The organism is Hymenobacter nitidus, from assembly GCF_020447315.1.
GTDB lineage: Bacteria > Bacteroidota > Bacteroidia > Cytophagales > Hymenobacteraceae > Hymenobacter > Hymenobacter nitidus.
This window is the reverse complement of record NZ_JAJADQ010000001.1, coordinates 339,806-359,391: the sequence shown is the minus strand read 5'-3', so window position 1 is coordinate 359,391 and position 19,586 is coordinate 339,806. Positions and strand designations below refer to the sequence as shown.

General features: G+C 64.4%; 19 protein-coding genes. 5 read left to right on the top strand and 14 right to left on the bottom strand.

Going from position 1 to position 19,586, the window contains the following annotated elements; all coding sequences use genetic code 11:
• Positions 1 to 67: 67 nt before the first annotated feature.
• The 9 genes from hemF to ccoN all read right to left on the bottom strand — a co-directional run bounded on the left by hemF (position 68) and on the right by ccoN (position 8,489).
• The gene (gene hemF / locus LGH70_RS01630) at positions 68 to 991 is read right to left on the bottom strand and encodes an oxygen-dependent coproporphyrinogen oxidase (protein ID WP_226182025.1); all 924 of its coding nucleotides are present in this window, start codon (positions 989 to 991) and stop codon (positions 68 to 70) included.
• Positions 992 to 1,044: 53 nt separating this feature from the next.
• Positions 1,045 to 1,965, bottom strand: a complete 921-nt coding sequence (locus LGH70_RS01625; RefSeq protein WP_226182023.1) for a universal stress protein — start codon at positions 1,963 to 1,965, stop codon at positions 1,045 to 1,047.
• Between the two features lie 51 nt (positions 1,966 to 2,016).
• Positions 2,017 to 2,745 (bottom strand): sulfite exporter TauE/SafE family protein, encoded by a 729-nt coding sequence (locus tag LGH70_RS01620; RefSeq protein WP_226182021.1) that lies wholly within the window; start codon positions 2,743 to 2,745, stop codon positions 2,017 to 2,019.
• Between the two features lie 75 nt (positions 2,746 to 2,820).
• Complete coding sequence (locus tag LGH70_RS01615; protein ID WP_226182019.1) at positions 2,821 to 3,294, bottom strand: FixH family protein; 474 nt, start codon at positions 3,292 to 3,294, stop codon at positions 2,821 to 2,823.
• A gap of 79 nt (positions 3,295 to 3,373) precedes the next feature.
• Positions 3,374 to 4,783, bottom strand: a complete 1,410-nt coding sequence (gene ccoG / locus LGH70_RS01610) for a cytochrome c oxidase accessory protein CcoG (RefSeq protein WP_226182017.1) — start codon at positions 4,781 to 4,783, stop codon at positions 3,374 to 3,376.
• A gap of 118 nt (positions 4,784 to 4,901) precedes the next feature.
• Entirely contained in the window at positions 4,902 to 5,780 is an 879-nt protein-coding gene (locus LGH70_RS01605; protein WP_226182015.1) for a cbb3-type cytochrome c oxidase N-terminal domain-containing protein, read from the bottom strand.
• A complete protein-coding gene (locus tag LGH70_RS01600) occupies positions 5,777 to 6,052 on the bottom strand; it encodes a hypothetical protein (RefSeq protein ID WP_226182013.1) in 276 nt (91 codons plus the stop codon). The genes LGH70_RS01605 and LGH70_RS01600 overlap by 4 nt, the downstream gene beginning before the upstream one ends.
• A complete protein-coding gene (locus LGH70_RS01595; protein ID WP_226182011.1) occupies positions 6,046 to 6,255 on the bottom strand; it encodes a hypothetical protein in 210 nt (69 codons plus the stop codon). Before LGH70_RS01595 ends, LGH70_RS01600 begins: the two co-directional genes overlap by 7 nt.
• Before the next feature lie 20 nt (positions 6,256 to 6,275).
• Positions 6,276 to 8,489, bottom strand: coding sequence for a cytochrome-c oxidase, cbb3-type subunit I (ccoN, locus tag LGH70_RS01590; protein WP_226182009.1), 2,214 nt, complete (start codon positions 8,487 to 8,489; stop codon positions 6,276 to 6,278).
• Positions 8,490 to 8,699: 210 nt separating this feature from the next.
• On the opposite strand from ccoN, the gene LGH70_RS01585 reads away from it, so the two are divergent.
• A complete protein-coding gene (locus LGH70_RS01585) occupies positions 8,700 to 9,290 on the top strand; it encodes a Crp/Fnr family transcriptional regulator (protein ID WP_226182007.1) in 591 nt (196 codons plus the stop codon).
• An 11-nt stretch (positions 9,291 to 9,301) separates the two neighbouring features.
• Positions 9,302 to 10,063 carry a DUF8737 domain-containing protein gene (locus LGH70_RS01580; RefSeq protein ID WP_226182004.1) on the top strand — a complete coding sequence of 254 codons (762 nt, stop codon included), beginning with the start codon at positions 9,302 to 9,304 and terminating at the stop codon, positions 10,061 to 10,063.
• Here the strand turns inward: LGH70_RS01580 and LGH70_RS01575 are convergent.
• The 3 genes from LGH70_RS01575 to LGH70_RS01565 all read right to left on the bottom strand — a co-directional run bounded on the left by LGH70_RS01575 (position 10,052) and on the right by LGH70_RS01565 (position 13,215).
• Complete coding sequence (locus LGH70_RS01575; protein WP_226182002.1) at positions 10,052 to 10,552, bottom strand: DUF2199 domain-containing protein; 501 nt, start codon at positions 10,550 to 10,552, stop codon at positions 10,052 to 10,054. The two genes, LGH70_RS01580 and LGH70_RS01575, sit on opposite strands and share 12 nt — an antisense overlap.
• 71 nt (positions 10,553 to 10,623) lie before the next feature.
• Complete coding sequence (gene ccoS, locus LGH70_RS01570; protein ID WP_226182000.1) at positions 10,624 to 10,770, bottom strand: cbb3-type cytochrome oxidase assembly protein CcoS; 147 nt, start codon at positions 10,768 to 10,770, stop codon at positions 10,624 to 10,626.
• A gap of 12 nt (positions 10,771 to 10,782) precedes the next feature.
• A complete protein-coding gene (locus LGH70_RS01565) occupies positions 10,783 to 13,215 on the bottom strand; it encodes a heavy metal translocating P-type ATPase (protein WP_226181998.1) in 2,433 nt (810 codons plus the stop codon).
• Between the two features lie 186 nt (positions 13,216 to 13,401).
• Here LGH70_RS01565 and LGH70_RS01560 point away from each other — a divergent pair, with 186 nt between their 5' ends.
• From LGH70_RS01560 to katG, 3 genes are all read left to right on the top strand, one after another.
• Positions 13,402 to 13,896: a hypothetical protein gene (locus tag LGH70_RS01560; protein WP_226181996.1), complete on the top strand. Its 495-nt coding sequence runs from the start codon at positions 13,402 to 13,404 to the stop codon at positions 13,894 to 13,896.
• A 31-nt stretch (positions 13,897 to 13,927) separates the two neighbouring features.
• Entirely contained in the window at positions 13,928 to 14,317 is a 390-nt protein-coding gene (locus LGH70_RS01555) for a group III truncated hemoglobin (protein ID WP_226181994.1), read from the top strand.
• 90 nt (positions 14,318 to 14,407) lie between these two features.
• A complete protein-coding gene (gene katG / locus LGH70_RS01550) occupies positions 14,408 to 16,654 on the top strand; it encodes a catalase/peroxidase HPI (RefSeq protein ID WP_226181992.1) in 2,247 nt (748 codons plus the stop codon).
• A gap of 188 nt (positions 16,655 to 16,842) precedes the next feature.
• Here the strand turns inward: katG and LGH70_RS01545 are convergent, their stop codons facing one another.
• Positions 16,843 to 17,895 carry a response regulator gene (locus tag LGH70_RS01545; RefSeq protein ID WP_226181990.1) on the bottom strand — a complete coding sequence of 351 codons (1,053 nt, stop codon included), beginning with the start codon at positions 17,893 to 17,895 and terminating at the stop codon, positions 16,843 to 16,845.
• Positions 17,873 to 19,474, bottom strand: a complete 1,602-nt coding sequence (locus LGH70_RS01540) for a sensor histidine kinase (protein ID WP_226181989.1) — start codon at positions 19,472 to 19,474, stop codon at positions 17,873 to 17,875. The genes LGH70_RS01545 and LGH70_RS01540 overlap by 23 nt, the downstream gene beginning before the upstream one ends.
• Positions 19,475 to 19,586 lie beyond the last annotated feature (112 nt).

The window sequence follows — 19,586 nt, the reverse complement described above, 5'->3', positions numbered from 1 at the left end:
CTTGCCGCCTTGCTCATTAAGCGCAATGACCGGGTAGCTCTGGCGTTGCTGAGTTTACACCTGAAATCTACACCCAATCTACGCCCTGATGTAGCCACTGCTGGGTGGTTTCTTCCGCCGAGCCGGGCTCGGGCGTGAGGTTGTAGTGCCACTCGGCCTGGGGGGGCAGGCTCATCAGGATGCTTTCGGTGCGGCCCCCGGTTTCGAGGCCAAACTTGGTGCCCCGGTCAAAAGCCAGGTTGAACTCGGCGTAGCGGCCCCGGCGCACCAGCTGCCACTGTTTTTCCCGCTCGGTGTAGGGCAAAGCCGCGTTCTGCCGCATGATGGTGCTGTAGGTGCGCCCGTATACTTCGCCCACGTCCTGCACAAAGGCAAACAGCTCCTCAAACGAGCCATCCTTGCCCACGGTGAGCCGGTCGAAGAAGATGCCGCCCACGCCGCGGGTTTCCTGGCGGTGGGGCAGGTAGAAATACTCATCGGCCCACTGCTTGAAGCGTGGGTAGTAGCTGCTATCGTAGCGCTGGCACACCTGCTGAATCTGCTCGTGAAACCAGCGGGCCTGTTGCTTATCCACGTAAATGGGGGTCAGGTCCAGGCCGCCGCCAAACCAGGCCTCGCCGTTGCCGGCCTCGAAGTAGCGCACGTTCATGTGCGAAATCGGCACCATGGGGCTGCGCGGGTGCTGCACCACCGATACGCCGGTGGCAAAGTAGCGGGCATCGGGCATAAGCAGCTGCCGGGCCGCCGGCTCGCTCATCTGGCCCCACACGGCCGAGAAGGCCACGCCGCCTTTTTCCAGCACGGCCCCGTTCTGAAGCACGCGGGTGAGGCCGCCGCCCCCGCCGGCGTGCTGCCAGGCGTCTTCCCGAAACTTAGCCCCGCTGCCGTCGGCCGTTTCGAGCCGGTGGCACAGCCAGTCCTGAAACTGACGCATCCAGTTTTCAACAAGGTCGCGGGCGGGGGCAAGGACGGGAGCAACGGAAGTATTCATGGCTGTTAAAAGAGAAGCAAGCGGATAACTAGAGGACTAGGCAGCTGAAAAAATTACGCCCAGCGCACGGCGTGGTAGTCGGGCAGCACGACTTTGGTGCGTTCCAGCTCCAGGCGCTCGGCGCACCGGTCGCAGCAGGCCACGGCGGGCTGCCGCTCGGGGCTGCGCAGCACCAGCACCGGAATCTGGGTGTGGTAGGCCCGCGTGGTGGTGTAGCACGAATCGAAGTAGCGCAACAGCTGCCCGGCACTGGTGGGCGCGATGATGAGCAGCTGGGCCTGGTGGCGGGCACAAAACTCGCTGACGCCTTCCAGGGGCGCATCGTCTTCCAACAGATGCGGAGTCGTGGTCAGCCAGGAGAGCTGGGTCGCGGCTTTGCTGATGGCCTGCTTGAGCTGCCGGCGCCGGGGCCGCTCGGTAGGCGAGTAGAACTGCACCAGATCCAGCGGACCGGGAAACGCTTCCTGCAGGGCCGAAAGCCGCTGCAAGACGGCGGGGCTGAGCGCGGCAAAATCGGTGGAGAACACCAGCCGGCTGGGCAGGCTGCGGCGGCCCGGGGGCACTACCAGCACCGGGCAGGCGACCAGCTCGGTGATGGCCGCGGCGTGGTTGCCGGGCGCTTCCTGCCGGCCGCAGTCCACGTGCTCCAGGCCCATGACTACCAAGTCGGCGGCGCAGCGCGCGGCTTCGGCCTGCACATGGTCGTGGAGGCAGCCGGCCAGCAGGCGGTAGCGGTACTGAATCCGGCGCCCGTCCTGGCGGGTGAGCTGCTGGTAGCGCAGGCGCTCCACCAAACTGCGCAGCCGCTGCTCGTGCCCGGCCAGCTCCGGCTCCGTAGCCGGCTGGCCGGCCGCGTCGGGCTGGCAGAAGAGCAGCACCACTTCGGCGGGCCAGCGCACGGCCAGCTTGTTGGCGTAGGCCAGGGTGTGCTCGGCGGCGGCGGTGTGGTCGATGGGAACGAGAATGGTTTTCATGAACGAAATCTTAGCAGAAGAAAGGAGCGAAAGGAGGGCAAAGGGCTCCGGCTAGCGGCAATAGTGCACGGAGCTTGGCGCAGTAGCGGCCTTGGGCGCGTCGTGGCCTAGCTGCGGACTGAGGTAGGGAATGCCCAGGCCCAGGCCCCGCACGATGAAGAGCACGGCCAGCACCGAGGCAGCGTAGGGCACGGCCTGGCGCATGCGGGTGCGCCAGCGCAGGGGCACCAGGCGCCCGGTCAGGGAGAGGCCCAGCATCAGGGGCAGGGTGCCCAGGCCAAAGCAGGCCATGTAGGCGGCCGCGCCAGCCACGCCGGGCGCGCTCAGGGCCCCGGCCAGGGCCAGGTACACCAGGCCACAGGGCAAGAGACCATTGAGCAGCCCGGCGCCGTACAGCGCCCGCCACGAGTACTGCTGAAACAGGCGGGACAGCTGGTTTTTCACCCAGGCCAGGGGCCGGCTAAAGCCTAGCCGGGAGCTGAGCTGGTCGGCGTAGCGCTGGGGCAGACCGATGAGCAGCAGAATCAGCAAACCGGAGGCAATGGAGAGGCCCTGCTGCAGGCCGGCCAGGCGCAGGCTCTGGCCCACCAGGCCCGAGGCGGCACCCAGCGTAGCATAGGTCGTCACGCGGCCCAGGTTGTAGAGCAAGCGGCCACCCACGTAGCGGGCCGAGGCCGACGCCGCGTCGGCGCGGCCGGGCAGCGCCAGGGCAATGGCCCCGCACATGCCGATGCAGTGGAAGCTACCCAAAAACCCGAAAACAAACCCGGCCCAAAGCATGGCAAGCGCGAAAAGAAGCATGACGGAAACTGTCGGCAAGTTCCGCCGCCCCGGTCTGGGCGCCCATGACAAAAATCAGTTGCCCAGGGTGATATTCCTCTCCACGAAATAGGCCTGTCCGCCCGCGGTGAAATCGATGCGGATGCGCCAGAAGCCGGGCTGCAGGCGGGCCGTGCTCAGGTGCTGCTCGGCGGCCGTAGTCAGCTGCAGGGGCAGGCTAAAATCGAGCTGCTGGTTGGAGGGACGGAAGAAGTGAATCTGCCCCTGCGGGTTCTGGCGGGCCAGATCGGCGGGTAGCTGCAGCGTGAGGCGGCGCGTGGCCGCATCGTGGAGCACCTGCACAGGCGCGGGCAGGGCGGCGGTGCGGGCCACGGTTTCCATGCGCTGTTGGTAGCGCAACTCCTGCTGGTAGTAGTCGGCACTGACCAGGTCGACGCGGGTGCGCACGGCCTGTTGCACCATGTAGCCGATGTAGCTGGCAAACAGCACGAAGGTCAGGATGATGGCGTAGGGCCAGATGGTGCGCTGGGAAGAAGTGGTAGTAGCCATGGTTGAGGTAGCGCCGGGGCGGCGCGGAGTACTGGTGAAAAGACCGTCGGGCGGAGCGTTCAGGATAAGCTGTCCGGGCCTACTGCACCGGGCCCAGAAACTTGGTGCTGGTTTCGGCAATCAGCTCGTTGCCGCTGAACAGGCCGATGCGGATTTTCTGGTTGGTGTGGTGCAGGGCGGGGCGGGGCAGCTCGGCGAAGAATACGCCTTCGGTGATACCCTGGGCTGGTAGCTTGAGGCTGGCCGCACCCACCAGGGAAATAGTGCCCTGGGCCGGCTCCAGCACCCGCAGCGTCAGGGGGTAGGGCCGATTGGTTTTGTTGATAACCGAGATGTTGTAGAGGTTGGTGATGGTGCCGTGGTCGGTTTTCTGAAACAGCTGGCCCGGGGTGCGCAGCACCGTGGCCTGCACGTTGGAGCGCGACACGAGCAGACCCGTGAGCACCAGCAGCAGCAGGGCCAGCACCCCCGAGAGCACCTTCATGCGGCCCGTGAAGCGCGGCTTGGTGCCCTGGGCAATGTCGTGCTCGGAGGCGTGGCGAATCAAGCCCCCGGGCAGGTTCACCAGGTTCATAATCGTGTTGCAGGCGTCGATGCAGGCCGTGCAGTTGGTGCATTCCATCTGCTGGGCCCCGTTGCGGATATCGATGCCGGTGGGGCACACCTGCACGCACTGGTGGCAGTCGATACAGTCGCCGGCGGTGCGCGGCTGGTTTTTGCGCATTTTCTCCCGCGGCTCGCCCCGCTTGTAGTCGTAGGCCACCACGAGGCTGTTTTGGTCGAGCAATACGCCCTGCAGGCGGCCGTAGGGGCAGGCAATGGTGCAAACCTGCTCCCGGAACCGGGCAAATACGGCGTAGAACACGCCCGTGAACAAGACCATCGAGGCCAGGCCGCCCAGGTGCTCGGCGGGCTTATCTGTCACGATTTTCACCAGCTCATCCGTGCCGATAATGTAGGCCAGAAAGGTGTTGGCAATCAGAAAGGACAAGGCCAGAAACAGCGCGTGCTTGGTGATTTTGCGCCAGGTTTTGTTCCAGTCCCAGGGGGCCCGGTCGAGAGCCTTCTGCTGGGGCGCGTCGCCTTCGAGCCAGTACTCGATGCGGCGAAATACCATTTCCAGGAAGATGGTCTGAGGACACACCCAGCCGCAGAACACCCGCCCATACACCACCGTGAAAACGATGATGAACAGCACAAAGGTGAGCGTGGCCAGCAAGAGGATGAAGAAGTCCTGGGGCCAGAAAATCTGCCCCAGAATGATGAAGCGCCGCGCCGGTAGGTTCAGCATCAGCAGCGGCAGCTCGTTGATGCGCAGCCAGGGGCCGGCAAACAGCAGGGCCAGCAGGCCGTAGCTCAGCCACTTGCGGTAATTATACAGGCGCCCGTTGGGCTTTTTGGGATAGAGCCACACCCGCTTGCCGGCCGCGTCCACCGTGGCAATGGAGTCGCGGAACGACGCGGCGGGCTGGGTTGGGGTATGGGGCATGAGTTCTGACGTGCGCCTCACCCCCCGGCCCCCTCTCCGAAAGAGGAGAGGGGGAGCCACGGCGGCGGTGCAGCATTATGGAATAGGTGAGGGAATAGACTGGGCTTTTGTCGTCTGGCTAGAGCTTGGCCACCGGTTTGGTGGGGGCTTCCTTTTCGCCCTGGGGCTCTTTGGCGCCGGCCGGGTTCGAGCCCTGCAGGCTGAGCAGGTAGGAGCTGACCTGCAGAATCTGCTTGCCCGAGAGCTTGCCTTTCCAGGCCACCATGCCCTTACTAGGTACCCCGAACTTGATGGTCTTGTAGACGTGGTTCACCTCGCCGCCGTGCAGCCAGTACTCGTCGGTCAGGTTGGGGCCTACTTTGCCCTCGGCATTCACGCCGTGGCAGGGCGCGCAGTTGGTCACAAACAGGCTTTTGCCGCTGCTCAGGTCCCCGGCCGCGGTAAGGGCCGCGTAGGTGGTGAGCTTGTTGGGGTCGTCGGCATCGGCCGAGATGAGCAGGGCCGCCTGCTGCATTTCGGCGGCGTATTCGTCGCCCTGCAGCTGGCCGCTCTGGCTCACGTGGTAGTAGCCCAGGTAGCCGATGGCAAACAGGATGGTGGCGTAGAAGCTGTATTTCCACCACGGTGGCAGGTCGTTGTCGAACTCGTGGATGCCGTCGTAGTCGTGGTCCAGGATTTCGTCGCGCACCTCGCCTCGCACCAGCACCGCGTCGCCCACGAGCAGGCCCAGTACCTGCCCGCTCCAGGAGCCGCGCACGGTGGGCAGCTCGTAGATGCGGCGCAGCTGGGGCCGCAGCCGGATAACCAGGGCCGTGAACAGCAGCGCTACCAGGGCCACCACCAGCGCCAGGGCGCCCAGCAGAAACCAGAGCAGCATAGCCTGACTGTCGGCCGGGGCGGGCGGCGCCACTGGGGCGTCGGTCTGGGCCTGGGCATCCCCGGTGGTCAGCAGCAGCAGAGTGGCCGCGCCGCGCAGAAGGTTCGGTACCAGGCTCATGCGGCTACTTTCTGCTCGGTGGGCTCGGGGGCCGCGGTGGCTACCGGCGTAGCGGCGGGCTCTTCGTGTAGCGCGGCCTCAGTGGCCACTGCCGCCAGGGATACGGCCGTCATGACCCCGAAAATCAGTACCACTGCTCCCACGGCGTACACGGCCAGGCTCAGCACGTAGGAAGGAGTGGGACCGGCAGCCGGCGCAGCCGATTGAGCTTCTGCCAGGTAGCCCGTAAGCAGGCCCATCAGAGTCAGCAGGAAAGCGCGTTTGGTTAGCATATCACGTCGTGGTTAAGGTGGTAGGGAAGGGTGTCGTCGGAGGGGTCATTGGCCAGTGGTAGCTGGCTCATGGCGCTGATGTGCTGGCGGTTGGCTAGCACCACGTAGGTCAGCAGGCCCAGGAAAAAGAGGAAGAAGATGGCCAGGGAAATGAGTGGGTAAATCTCAATGCCGGCTATGGATTGCAGCACGTTCTTATGCATGGCGTTGGGGTCGGTTTAGGTTACTCGGCGGAGGTGGCCGCTACTTGCTCGGGCTTCACTTTGATGTCGGTGCCCAGGCGCTGCAGGTAGGCAATCAGGGCCACGATTTCCTTGTCGGACTTCACCTCGATTTCCTCCTTCTTCAGCTCGGCCACGATACCCTGGGCCTGACGGCGGGCGTCGGCTACGGCCTGCTGCTCGAAGCCGGCGGGGTAGGGCGTGCCCAGGTCGCGCAGCACCGTGATTTTCTTGGGCAGCGTGCTGTAGTCGATGTCGTTGTCGAACAGCCAGGGGTAGGCAGGCATAATCGAGCCGGGCGACATACTGGTGGGGTCCAGCATGTGGTTGTAGTGCCAGGAGTGCGGGTATTTCTGGCCCACGCGGTGCAAATCGGGGCCGGTGCGCTTGGAGCCCCACAGGAAGGGCCGGTCGTACACAAATTCGCCGGCTTTGCTGTACTCCCCGTACCGCTCGGTTTCGGAGCGGAAGGGGCGCACCATCTGGGTGTGGCAGTTCGAGCAGCCCTCCTTGATGTAGAGGTCACGGCCCTGCAGCTCGAGCGAGGTATAAGGCTTCACGGAAGCAATGGTGGGTACGTTGCTTTCCACCAAAAACGTGGGAATCATCTCGATAGCGCCGCCAATGAGAATGGCAATGGTGGCACCCACGGCCAGCTGGAAGGGCCGCCGCTCGACCCAGCGGTGCCAGTGGCCGCCCTGGGCGTGCGGGTCCTGAGCTTCGGGCAGCAAGGGCGCGGCCTGGGCCTTTTCGTCGGTCAGCAAAGTGCCGGCACTGGCGGTTTTGATGAGGTTATACAGCATCACGAACACGCCGCTCAGGTAGAGCACCCCGCCGATGCCGCGCAGGTAGTACATGGGCACCAGATTGAGCACGGTTTCCAGGAAGTTGGGGTACTGCAGCATGCCCTCGGCATTAAACTGCTTCCACATCAGGCCCTGGGTGAAACCGGCCCAGTACATGGGCAGGGCGTAGAACAGGATGCCCAGGGTGCCCAGCCAGAAGTGCGTGTTGGCCAACTTCTTGGAGTGCAGGGGCGTGCGGTAGAGGCGGGGCCACAGCCAGTAGAGCATGCCGAAGGTCAGGAAGCCGTTCCAGCCCAGAGCGCCCACGTGCACGTGCGCCACAATCCAATCGGTGAAGTGGGCAATGGCATTCACGTTCTTCAAACTCAGCATCGGGCCCTCGAAGGTGGCCATGCCGTAGGCCGTTACGGCCACCACGAAGAACTTGAGCACGGGCTCCTCGCGCACTTTGTCCCAGGCGCCGCGCAGGGTCAGCAGCCCGTTGATCATGCCGCCCCAGCTGGGGGCAATCAGCATCACCGAGAAGGCCACGCCCAGGCTCTGGGCCCAGTCGGGCAGGGCGGTGTAGAGCAAGTGGTGGGGCCCCGCCCAGATGTAGATGAAGATCAGGGACCAGAAGTGGATGATGCTCAGGCGGTAGGAATACACCGGCCGCTCGGCGGCTTTGGGCAGGAAGTAGTACATGAGGCCCAGGTAGGGCGTGGTCAGGAAGAAGGCCACCGCGTTGTGGCCGTACCACCACTGTACCAGGGCATCCTGCACGCCGGCGTACAGGGAGTAACTTTTCATAAAGCTCACCGGCACGGCCATCGAGTTGACGATGTGCAGCACAGCTACCGTCAGGAAAGTGGCAATGTAGAACCAGATGCCCACGTACAGGTGCCGCTCGCGGCGGCGGGCAATGGTGCCGAACATGTTCCAGCCAAAGACCACCCAGACCAGGGTAATGGCAATGTCGATGGGCCACTCCAGCTCGGCGTATTCCTTGCTGGTAGTAAAGCCCAGGGGCAGGGTGGCCACGGCCGAGAGAATGATGAGCTGCCAGCCCCAGAAGTGGAGCTTGCTGAGCTTATCGGAGAACATCCGGGCTTTGCACAGGCGCTGCAAGGAGTAGTACACGCCGGTGAAGATGCCGTTGCCGACGAAGGCGAAAATTACGGCGTTGGTGTGCAGCGGGCGGATGCGGCCGAAGGTGGTGTAGGCCGTGCCCATGTTCAGCTCGGGGCGGGCCAGCTGAAACGCGGCCAGCACCCCCACCAGCATACCGATGATGCCCCAGATGACGGTGGCCACCCCGAAGTCGCGCACAATCTTGTTGTCGTAGAAAAAGGTGTCGACGGCCCGGGCGGGCGTGGAGGGTACCAGCGGCGGGTGAGGCGCGACAACCGGCGGTAGGGGTTCGACTTGCATAGCCTTCAGAAGTAGATGTTTTACTTGCTCAAAGGTCCTGCAAGGCGGTTTTGGAAAAGATGACGAATGTCAGCCCAGGTCCTGATTGATGTCACTAGGGCTCCGGGCGTGCCGCCCGAATCAAGGCGCGGTGGGGGCTTTTTGCCCGGGACAAATAGTGTAGTTTGCGCCGCCGCAGTCTTGCCCTGACCACCTGCGCCCCCCAGCTCCATGACCCGAGAACCGCTCATCCGCTTTTTCCAGAGCACCGGCCTGATCAGCGCGGCTCAGGCCGCCGAAATTGCCGCCGGCTTCACGCGCCGCACGCTGGCCCGGCACGAGCTGTTATTACCGGCCGGCCAGGTCAGCGACGAATACCTGTTTCTGGACCAGGGCCTGCTGCGCGCGTTTGCCCTCGATGAGGATGGCAACGACGTGACGACCGGTTTTTTCTCGGTCGGGCAGGTGGCCCTGGAAGTGGCTTCGTTCTTTAACCGCACGCCGTCCCAGGAAACCCTGCAGGCCCTGACCGACAGCGCGGGCTGGGGCATCAGCTACGCCCAGCTCAACGGCCTGTTTCACGCCCGGCCCGAGTTTCGGGAGTTTGGCCGCTCGGTGCTGGTGCGGGAGCTGACGCGGCTCAAAACCCGCCTGCTGGCCCTGACGACCACCTCCGCCGCGGCCCGCTACGAAGCTCTGCTGCACAGCAGCCCCGAGATTCTGCAGCAGGTGCCCCTCAAGCACATTGCCTCTTACCTGGGCGTTACCGATTCGTCCCTGAGCCGCATCCGGGCCGGCAGCCGCGGCCCCGAGCCGGCCTGATTTCTTGTCATTTGGCAAGTGCCGGCGTGGGGGTGGTGTGCTTCCTTTGCTGCTCACCACACGCCCCCTGCCTCATAGAAAACGTACCCGCTGCCCTGGGCCTGGCCTTCGGGCTGACTACCGCCGCGGCCGTCTTGCTGTTCTACCGGGCAGCCCGCAACTCCCGCTTCACCCTGGGGCTGCTGCTCGCTTGGCTGCTGGTGCAGGCCAAACTGGGGCTGAGCGGGTTCTACACCGTTACTTCGGCCCGGCCGCCCCGGCTGCTGTGGGCCCTGGGGCCGGCCCTGCTGCTCATTGCCGGGCTGCTGTTCACCTCCCGCGGCCGGGCCTACCTCGACGCGCTGCGCCCCGACTACCTGACGCTGCTGCACACCGTGCGCGTGCCGGTGGAGCTGGTGCTGCTGGGGCTGTTTTTCTACGGCGCGGTGCCCCGGCTCATGACCTTCGAGGGCCGCAACTGGGACATTCTCTCCGGCCTGAGCGCGCCCCTGGTTTACATGCTGGCGTTCCGGTGGCAGCGGCTGGGTTCCACCGGCTTGTTGCTCTGGAATGTGCTGTGTCTGGGGTTACTTTTCAATATTGTGGGGCACGCGGTGCTGGCCGCGCCTTCGCCGGTGCAGCAGCTGGCCTTCGAGCAGCCCAACGTGGCCGTGCTCTACTTTCCCTTTCAGTGGCTGCCCAGCTGCGTGGTGCCCCTGGTGCTGGTAGCCCACCTGGCCGCCATCCGGCAGCTGCTGAGGGCAAGACGGTCTTCTGCCTCTTTAGCCGTGTAGCACGGTTTCAACCAGCTCATGCACGCGTTGCCAGGTAATTCCTTCTCGCTGTTCGATAGTCAGCGGATGGTCTTCTTCAAAAACCTCGACCCGTGGAATAGTGCCTAGAGCTTGCGTGTGTTCTCTCGTTTTGATGCTACGTGTATCCGGATACCCCGGTACGATAGTTTGCAGCCAGCCAAAATAGGCTGGCTCATTTACTCGCGCCGGGTCATTCCAAACATCCTGGCTGCGCAAAAAGCTTTTTTCACTCAAACTGGTCCAGACGTTCCAGCAGAACACCTCGTCCGAGTCGATAACGGGAATTTCGATGCGCCCTCGCACGAAGAAATAGGCCTCGTCGACCACGCACCAATCCTGGCTGTACTCTATTCTGGCCGCGCGTTCTTCCGGTGGCACGCTGAAGTAGTAGTCCGGAAATTCCGCGCCAAAGCACATCGGCAGCTCGTCGTGAAATTCATTGCAGCGGGAGCAGGTGAAGCCTTCCATCGGGTGCGTAAAGTTGGTTTGGGCGCAAAATAGATTTCCCGAAGATACCAGCCGCTGGCGTCTGTAGTACCCTACTCGGGCTCGTCGTCGAAGAGCATGCGCACCGAGGGCGTGTAGTCGTCCTCGTACTGGCCCGAGCGCACGGCCCACAGGAAGCTGCCCAGAAATACCAGGGCCACGAGCAGGCTGATGCCGATTAACAGGAAGATGATGGTCATGATAAAGAGGGGTTAAAGCCCGCGCCGATAGGCGGCGTAGCGGACCAGCAACGTAGCAAACACCATCACGCTCAACGAGCTGATGGGCATCAGAATGGCCGATACGATGGGTGTGAACCGGCCCTGCACCGCCAGGCCCAGCCCGATGCCGTTGTAGCAGAACGATAGTACGAAGGTGGCCAGCACGATCTGCAGGCAATCCTGGGAAAACCAGAGAAACGTGCTGAGCTGCCCGAAGCTGCCCGCGTCCAGAATGGCGTCGCAGGCGGGGGAGAAGTTGGTGAGCGTCTCCGAGAGGGCCAGGCCGGTATCGGCGCGCTGCAGGGCCCCGGCGTCGTTCAGCCCGTCGCCCACCATCACCACGCGCCGGCCCTGCCGCTGCTGGGTTTCTACGAAGCTCAGCTTATCCAGCGGCGACTGGTTGAAGCGCAGCTCGGCGGCGGGGCCGAAGAGCTGGCGCAGGCGGGGCTCGTCGGCGTCGTTGTCGCCGGTGAGCAGGGCCAGCGTATACGTTTTGCTCAGCTCCTGCAGCAGGCCGTTCAGGTGGGGGCGGTATTCACTGCTCACCTCGTACCAGCCCTCCACCAGCCCATCCAGGGCCACGTACACCCGCGCCTGCCGCTCACCGTGTGGGGCCGCGGCGGGCAAATCGACGAAGGCCGCCGAGCCCAGCCGCACGTCCCGCCCCGCCACGCGCCCGCACAGGCCCTGGCCCAGCACTTCGGCGTAGCTTTCCACCCGCAGAGGCGAGGCCCCAAGCTGGTCGGCTAGGCGCTGGCTGAGCGGGTGGGTCGACTGGGCAGCCAGGGCGGCCACGCGCTGCTCATCCTCGGGGCTAAGCGTCAGGCCGTGGAAGCTGACCAGGGCGCGGTGGGTATCGGTCAGGGTGCCGGTTTTGTCGAACACAAGCGTGTCGGCCCGGCCCAGGGTTTCGACCACGGCCGCGTTTTTGAGGTAGAGCTTGCGGCGGCCCAGCACCCGCAGGGCGGCGCCCAGGGCAAAGGGCGTAGCCAACGACAAGGCGCAGGGACAGGCAATAACCAGCACCGAAGTGCAGGCGCGCAGGGCCATCTGCGGGTTGCGGGGGTACCAGTAAAGCACCGCGCCCACGGCCAGCAGCAAGGTTACGGCCACAAAGTAGCGGCCTACTTTGTTGGCGTAGGTTTCCAGCGTAGGCTTGCCTTCCTTCTGAAAGGCGGGGTTGTTCCAGAGCTGGGTGAGGTAGCCCTGCGATACTTCGCGCACCACTTCCAGCTCCACGGCCTCGCCCACCTGCCGCCCGCCGGCGTACACGATGTCGCCGGCCTGCTTGCTCACCGGCATACTCTCGCCCGACACGAAGCTGTAGTCAATCTGCCCGGCGCCGCGCAGCAGCACGGCATCGGCGGGAATAATTTCCTGGTGCCGCACCCGGATGCGCTGCCCGGCCTTCAGCTCCTTCACCGACACCGACTGTTCACCTTCTTTGGTCAAGAGCGTCACGGCCACGGGGAAATAGGAGGTGAAGTCTCGGTCGAAGCGCAGCGCATCGTAGGTGCGCTGCTGCACCCATTTGCCGATCAGCATGAAGAACACCAGCCCGGTAAACGAGTCGAAGTAGCCCGGGCCGCGGCCGGTGGCAATGTCGAACACGCTGGTCGTGAACAGCGCCGTGAGGCCCAGGCTGATGGGAAAATCCAGGTTGATGTAGCGCTGCCGCAGCCCCTGCCAGGCCGAGAAGTAAAAGTCGCGGGCACTGACCAGCAGCACCGGCACAGCCAGCGCGAAGCTCAGCCAGCCGAAGAAGCGGCCAAACAGGCTTTGCAATTGCTCGGTAAAGGAAAAGTAGTCGGGAAAGGCCATCAGCATCACGTTGCCGAAGGCAAAGGCGGCCAGGCCCAGCTGGTAAGTGAGGCGGCGGCCGGCGTGGTGGGGCTGGGCGCCCAGCTCGGCCAGGGTAATCTGGGGTTCGTAGTTGATGGCGGCCAGCAGGGTCACGACGTCTTTGAGACTGGTCGTGGCCGGCTGGTAGCTCACCGTCAGCTCCTTGCGCAGGAAATTGACCCGCGAGGCGCTGATGCCGGGGTTGAGCTTGAATAGGTTTTCGAGCAGCCAGATGCAGGAAGCGCAGTGCATCTGCGGAATGGTGAAGGTGAGCCGGTGGAGCGTAGGCGACTGAAACGTGAGCAGCTGGCTTTGCACCGATTCCAGGTCGAGGTAGTCGAAGCGACCGGGCAGCTCCACGGTCTTTACTTTCTGGCCGGGCTTCTCGTCGAGGCGGTAGTAGGTGCACAGGTTGCTGGCGTCGAGCAGCTCGTACACGGCCTTGCAGCCCTGGCAGCAGAAGGGCAGCGCGGGCCGGGCCGCCAGCCGCACCGGCTCCGCGGGGCAGTCGTCACCGCAGTGGGCGCAGGCCAGGTGGGGTAGCGGCGGGGCAGTGGCGGGGGCAGTGGCAGGAGTAGACACGGGCAGGCAAACTAGTGAAGCCCCAAAGCTCCGACACGGCGCGCGCCGGAAACCTGACGAATGTCATTCCCGGCCCTGACTCATCTCAGCCCGAAGTGCGCCGCCGAACCCGCATCTTTGCCCTGTTGTTCCGTGCTGGTCGGGCCGCCGCTGCTGGCGGCCTGGCCTGCTTTTTTGCCTGCTGCTATGTCCCGTTTTCCCGCTACTGGCTCCTTGCTGCTGGTGCTGGCCCTGTTTGTGTGGGCGGGCATGGTGGCTGGCATTTCCTTTCTGGAAGCTCCGCTCAAGTTTACGGCCCCCAATATCACCGTGCCCCTGGGCCTGGGCATCGGCCGCATCGTGTTCGGGGCCCTGAACAAGGTGGAGCTGGTATTGGCCACGCTGGCCGTCGTCAGCGCCCTAGCCGTGCGGGTGCCGGCCCATATTGCCGCCGCGCTGGGGCTGCTCGGCACCATTCTACTGCTGCAAACCTTCTGGCTGTTGCCCGCTCTCGACGTGCGGGCCCTGGCGTTGCTGGCCGGCCACCCGGCCCCGCCCAGCTCGCTGCACATGGCCTACATCGGGCTGGAAGTGGTGAAGCTGCTCACCTTGCTTCTCACCGGCAGCTGGGCGTTTCAGTGGGCCCTGCGCGCCGCCCGGGGCCAGCTGCTCAACCACAAAGCCGCCCAGCAGCCCGCCTGATTTCCGGCCTTTTTCTTTTCTGCTTCCTGCCATGACTGATTCCCGCCCCGATATCCAGACCGAAGCCGACGTGCAGCGCCTGGTCGACACGTTTTACCAGAAAGTAAACCAGGACGCGCTGCTCAGCCCGGTCTTCAACGGCTTTGCCCACGTCGACTGGGCCAAGCACCTGCCCATCATGTACGATTTCTGGAGCAGCCTGCTGCTGGGCACCTCGCGCTACAGCGGCCGGCCCTTCCCCAAGCACGTGCCCCTGCCCGTGGATGCTACCCACTTTGCCCGCTGGCTAGAGTTGTTTCAAGCCACTGTGGACGAGCTGTTTGTCGGTCCCGTGGCCGACGTTGCCAGGCTGCGGGCCCTGAACATTGCCACCATGTTTGAGTACCGCCTGCGCAAGCGCGACCCGCTGTCGTTGCTGTAGGCCGAAGCTGCTCAGTAGACTGGGCGGAGTAGGCGCAAACTTTTCACGGCGGTATGAATTGTAAGTGCATAATAAACCCCCTGTTTTACTATGCACGAAGCCCAGAGTACTCCCGAAAACTCCATTCTGTACGACCTCAACGAACCGGCGGCGCAGTGCCCGTTCAGCAGCGGGGCATTAAAGCAAAGCGCCGGCGGTGGCCGTCAGAACCGCGACTGGTGGCCCAACCAGCTCAAGCTGAATATTCTGCGCCAGCACGCGGCCTTTTCCAACCCCCTGGGTCAGGATTTTAACTACGCCGAGGAATTCAAGAAGCTCGATCTGGCCGCCGTTAAGCAGGACATCTACGAGGTGATGACGACGTCGCAGGACTGGTGGCCGGCCGACTACGGGCACTATGGGCCGTTCTTTATCCGGCTGGCCTGGCACAGCGCCGGTACCTACCGCATCGGCGACGGCCGCGGGGGCTCGGGCTCAGGCGCCCAGCGCTTCGCGCCACTCAACAGCTGGCCCGACAACGCCAACCTCGACAAAGCCCGCCTGCTGCTCTGGCCCATTAAGCAGAAGTATGGCCAGAAAATTTCCTGGGCCGACCTGCTGGTGCTGGCCGGCAACTGCGCCCTGGAGTCGATGAACTTCAAGCCTTTCGGCTTTGCCGGCGGCCGCGAAGACGTGTGGGAGCCCGAGCAGGACATCTACTGGGGCCCCGAAACCGAGTGGCTGGCCGACAAGCGCTACACCAATGACCGGAAGCTGGACAACCCGCTGGCGGCCGTGCAGATGGGCCTGATCTACGTGAACCCCGAAGGCCCCAACAGCAAGCCCGACCCGGCCGCGTCGGCCCACGACATTCGCGAAACTTTCGGCCGCATGGCCATGAACGACGAAGAAACCGTGGCCCTCATTGCCGGCGGCCACACCTTCGGCAAAACCCACGGCGCAGCCGACCCCAGCAAATACGTGGGCTCGGAGCCCGCCGGGGCCAGCATCGAAGAGCTGGGCACGGGCTGGCGCAACAGCTACGGCCAGGGCCACGGCGCCGATACCATCACCAGCGGCCTGGAAGGCGCCTGGACCCGCACGCCCGCCCAGTGGAGCAACGACTACTTCGATAACCTGTTCGGCTTCGAGTGGGAGCTGACCAAAAGCCCCGCTGGCGCGCACCAGTGGCGGCCGGTGAACGGCGGCGGCGCGGGCACCATTCCTGATGCCCACGACCCGGCCAAGAAGCATGCGCCCTTCATGCTCACCACCGACCTGGCCCTGCGCGTAGACCCCGCCTACGAGAAAATTTCGCGCCGCTTCCACGAAAACCCCGACCAGTTTGCCGATGCCTTCGCCCGGGCCTGGTTTAAGCTGACCCACCGCGACATGGGCCCCAAGGAGCGATACCTGGGCCCCGAGGTGCCCACTGAGGAGCTGCTCTGGCAAGACCCGATTCCGGCCCTTACCCACGCCTTAGTGGACGACCAGGACGTGGCCGCGCTCAAAGAGCAGATTCAGGCGTCGGGCCTGTCGGTGACCCAGCTGGTAACTACCGCCTGGGCTTCGGCCGCCACCTACCGCGACTCCGACAAGCGGGGCGGCACCAACGGCGGGCGTCTGCGCCTGGCCCCGCAGAAGTACTGGGAAGTAAACAATCCGGCCGAGCTGGCGCCCGTGCTACACGCGCTGGGCGGAATTCAGCAGCAGTTCAACCAGGCCCAGCAGGGCGGCAAGCAGGTTTCCATGGCCGATTTGATTGTGCTGGCGGGCTGCGTGGGCGTGGAGCAAGCCGCTAAGAATGCCGGTCGGCAGGTCACCGTGCCATTCACGGCCGGCCGCACCGACGCCTCCCAGGCCCAAACCGACGTCATGTCGTTTGCGGCCCTGGAGCCAGCCGCCGATGGTTTCCGCAACTACCTGAAGCCCCACCACCGGGCCGCGGCCGAAGAAATGCTGATTGATAAAGCCCAGTTGCTAACGCTGACGGTGCCCGAGCTGACGGTACTTTTCGGCGGCCTGCGGGCCATCAACATCAACTTCAACCAGTCGCAGCACGGCGTATTCACTTCCCGCCCGGGCGCCCTGACCAACGACTTCTTCGTGAACCTGCTCGACATGGGCACCACCTGGCAGGCTACTTCGGACGCGCAGGCCACCTTCGAGGGCCGGGACCGTAAAACCGGCGCGGTAAAGTGGACCGGCACGCGCGTAGACCTGATTTTCGGCTCCAACTCCGAGCTGCGCGCTTTGGCCGAAGTGTATGGCTGCACCGACGCCCAGGAGAATTTTGTCACGGATTTCGTGGCCGTGTGGGCCAAAATGATGAACCTGGGGCGTTTCGACCTGGCGTAAAGCCCACGCCGCGGCGTGAGCCGGCAACCGGCAGAAACCCGTTTCAATGATAAAAGGCAGCCTCCGAACAGGGGCTGCCTTTTGTATGCGGGAGGGGCCCGTAGTGCTCAGGCAGGGATAAAACGGCCCTGCTGGGCAAAGGCCAGGCGCTTGGATCGTACCATGCCAGACGACGGCCGGGCTACCTTCTACCAGTGGGCGCGGCGCAGCTTCTCGGGTTGCAGCACTCGGATGTTCTTGGGCGTCAGCTCAATCAGGCCGTCGTTCTTGAATTCGCTCAGGGTCCGGATCAGAGACTCGGGGGCCGTGCCCACCAGGGCGGCCATGTCGTCGCGGGAGAGGTAGATGGCCGCGTCGGGCGTGGCGGCGGCCTGCTCGTGCATGCGCAGCAGCGTGTCGGCCACGCGGCGCCGGATGGAGTTGTAGGCCATGCCCAGCAGCTGCTCTTCCCGCTCCGACACGCGCCCGGCCAGCAGCTTGATAAACTGCTGCCCCACCGCGGGGTTGCGCAGGAGTTGCGAAAAGTCGGCCTGGGGAATGTAAACCAGCTCCGTGTCGTCGAGGGCCACGGCCGAGTCGCTGTGCGGGGTTTGCTCCAGCAGGGGCAGGTACCCGAAAAACTCGCCGGGGCCGTAGAGCCCCGTAATCAGCTCCTTGCCGCCGGCCGTGGCCTTCACCGTTTTCACCCGGCCCGCCTTCACGAAGTACACCCGCGTGGGCTCGTCGCCTTCCAGGTAGATGTCGTGCTTTTTGCGCACGGTGTGCACTTTGCGGTCGGCCGAGAGGCTGTCCAGGCCGGCTACGGCGCGGGCATCGTCCAGAAACTCGTTCAGGCCTTCGGGCGCCTGCAGGTTGTAGTCGGGCTTGAGGTGGCGGAAACGGGCCAGGCGGCCGGTAATGGCGCTCAGCAGCTCGGCCTCGTCGAAGGGCTTGGTCAGGTAGTCGTCGGCGCCCAGCTCCATGCCCCGGCGCTGGTCGGCCCGCTCGGTTTTGGCCGTCAAAAAGATGAACGGCACGCCCGCCAGCTGGGGGTTCTGGTTGAAAATCTGCAGCACGCCGTAGCCGTCGAGCACCGGCATCATGATGTCGCACACTACCAGGTCGGGCTTGGTGGCCAGGGCTTTTTCCACGCCTACCTTGCCGTTTTCGGCCACCATGACTGCGTAGCCAGCCAGCTCCAGAATCTCAGCCGTGTTTTCCCGGATCAGCTCGTTGTCCTCAATCAGCAGAATGGTCTTCATAGGGGATGGTTAGGGTGACGGTGGTGCCCACGTTCAGCTCACTTTCCAGGGTGATGGTGCCGTTCATCAGCTCCAGGTAGCGGGCAATAATATACAGGCCCAGGCCCGTGCCGGGAATATTAGCCGCATTGCGGGCCCGGAAAAACCGTTCGAACAGGTGCTCCTGGTCCTCGCGGGAAATGCCCACGCCCTGGTCCTGTACCCGCAGCGTGAGCAGGCCCGGCCGGCACTCGGCCCGCACGCTCACCACCGAGTTTTCGCCCGAGTACTTCAGGGCGTTGGAGAGCAGGTTGACCAGGATTTTGCGCAGCAACGACGGATCCAGGCGCACCGGGCCGGGGCAGCGCACCTGCCGGTCGACGTGCTGGCCCGCCTTGCGCAGGCCCTGCACGTCGGCCACGGTTTCTTCCAGCAGGGCGGCCAGGTCGAGTTCCACGGGGTGGGCCTCAATCTTGCCTTCCTCAATGCGGCCCACCGAGAGAAACTCCTCCAAAATGTCGTTCAGGTGGTTCACTGAGGCCCGAATTCGTTGCAAATGCTTCAGGCGCTTATCCTGCTGCTCCGTGGCCGGGTACTTCTCAATCAGCGTGGCCGAGGTCAGCACGGCCGTGAGCGGGGTGCGGAACTCGTGGGAAGCCATGCTCACGAAGCGGGATTTCAGCTCGCCCAGCTCCTGCTCGGCAGCCAGGGCCTGGGTTAGCTCCTGGCTGCGCTGCTCCAGCTGCTCCAGGGTGCTGAGCAGGGCGTGGGTGCGGTCGGCTACCTTCTGCTCCAGGTCGGCATTGAGCCGTTCCACGTGCTGGCGCTGGGCAATGAGTTCCCGCTCGGCTTCCTTCTTAAAGGTGATGTCGAGCACGTAGGCCACCACGTACAGCTCCTCATCGAGGTAGAAATAGCTCAGGCTGACTTCCACCGGAAACACCGAGCCGTCTTTGCGCTGGCCCAGCAGGTCGCGGTTGTGGCCCATGCCGCGCACGGAGGGCCGCTCGTTGAAGGACTGCCGCAGCTTGGCATGGTTGCGGCCCGCCGCATTGGGCACCAGCACGTCGATGCTGTGGCCCGGCAGCTCGTCGGCGTCGTAGCCAAACAGCTGCCCGCTGAGCTGGTTGGCCGACACAATCGTGCCCGGCCGGTCGCAGACGATGATGCCGATGGTGGCATTGGCAAACACGGCCTCGAAGCGCCGCACGCTGTGGGCCAGCTCCCGCTCGGCCTGCTGCAGGCGGTTTTGCTCGGTGAGGCGCACCAGCAGCAAGGGCTGGCCCTCGGCCTCGAAGTACGCCAGCTCGACCCGGCCCCAGAAGGTGTCGCCGCGGTAGCGCCGAATTTCGGCTTCCGTTTCCTGGCGGCCGGCGCGCTGGGTTTGCGTGCACAAGGCGTCCCACTGGCCGGCGGCTATCGGGGCAGTTCGGGCGGGGTCGGCGAGAAAGGCTGCTTCCGAAGGGTAGTCCAGCAGCTCCACACCCGCCCGGTTGACCTGGGTAAACCAGTTCTGGCTCAGGTCATAGACGCCCACAAATTCCGGGGCCTGGGCATACAGCAGTTCCAGTAGGGCAGTGGCGTGCGCAGGTGGCGGCATAGCGGGCAAAATAGGGGCGAGGCGCTAAATAAGTACTAATTCTGCTTCTAAAGATACACGGTCTGCCGCCGGACCGGGTGCCGCCTCAGCTGATAAAAGTCAGGTGGCCCAC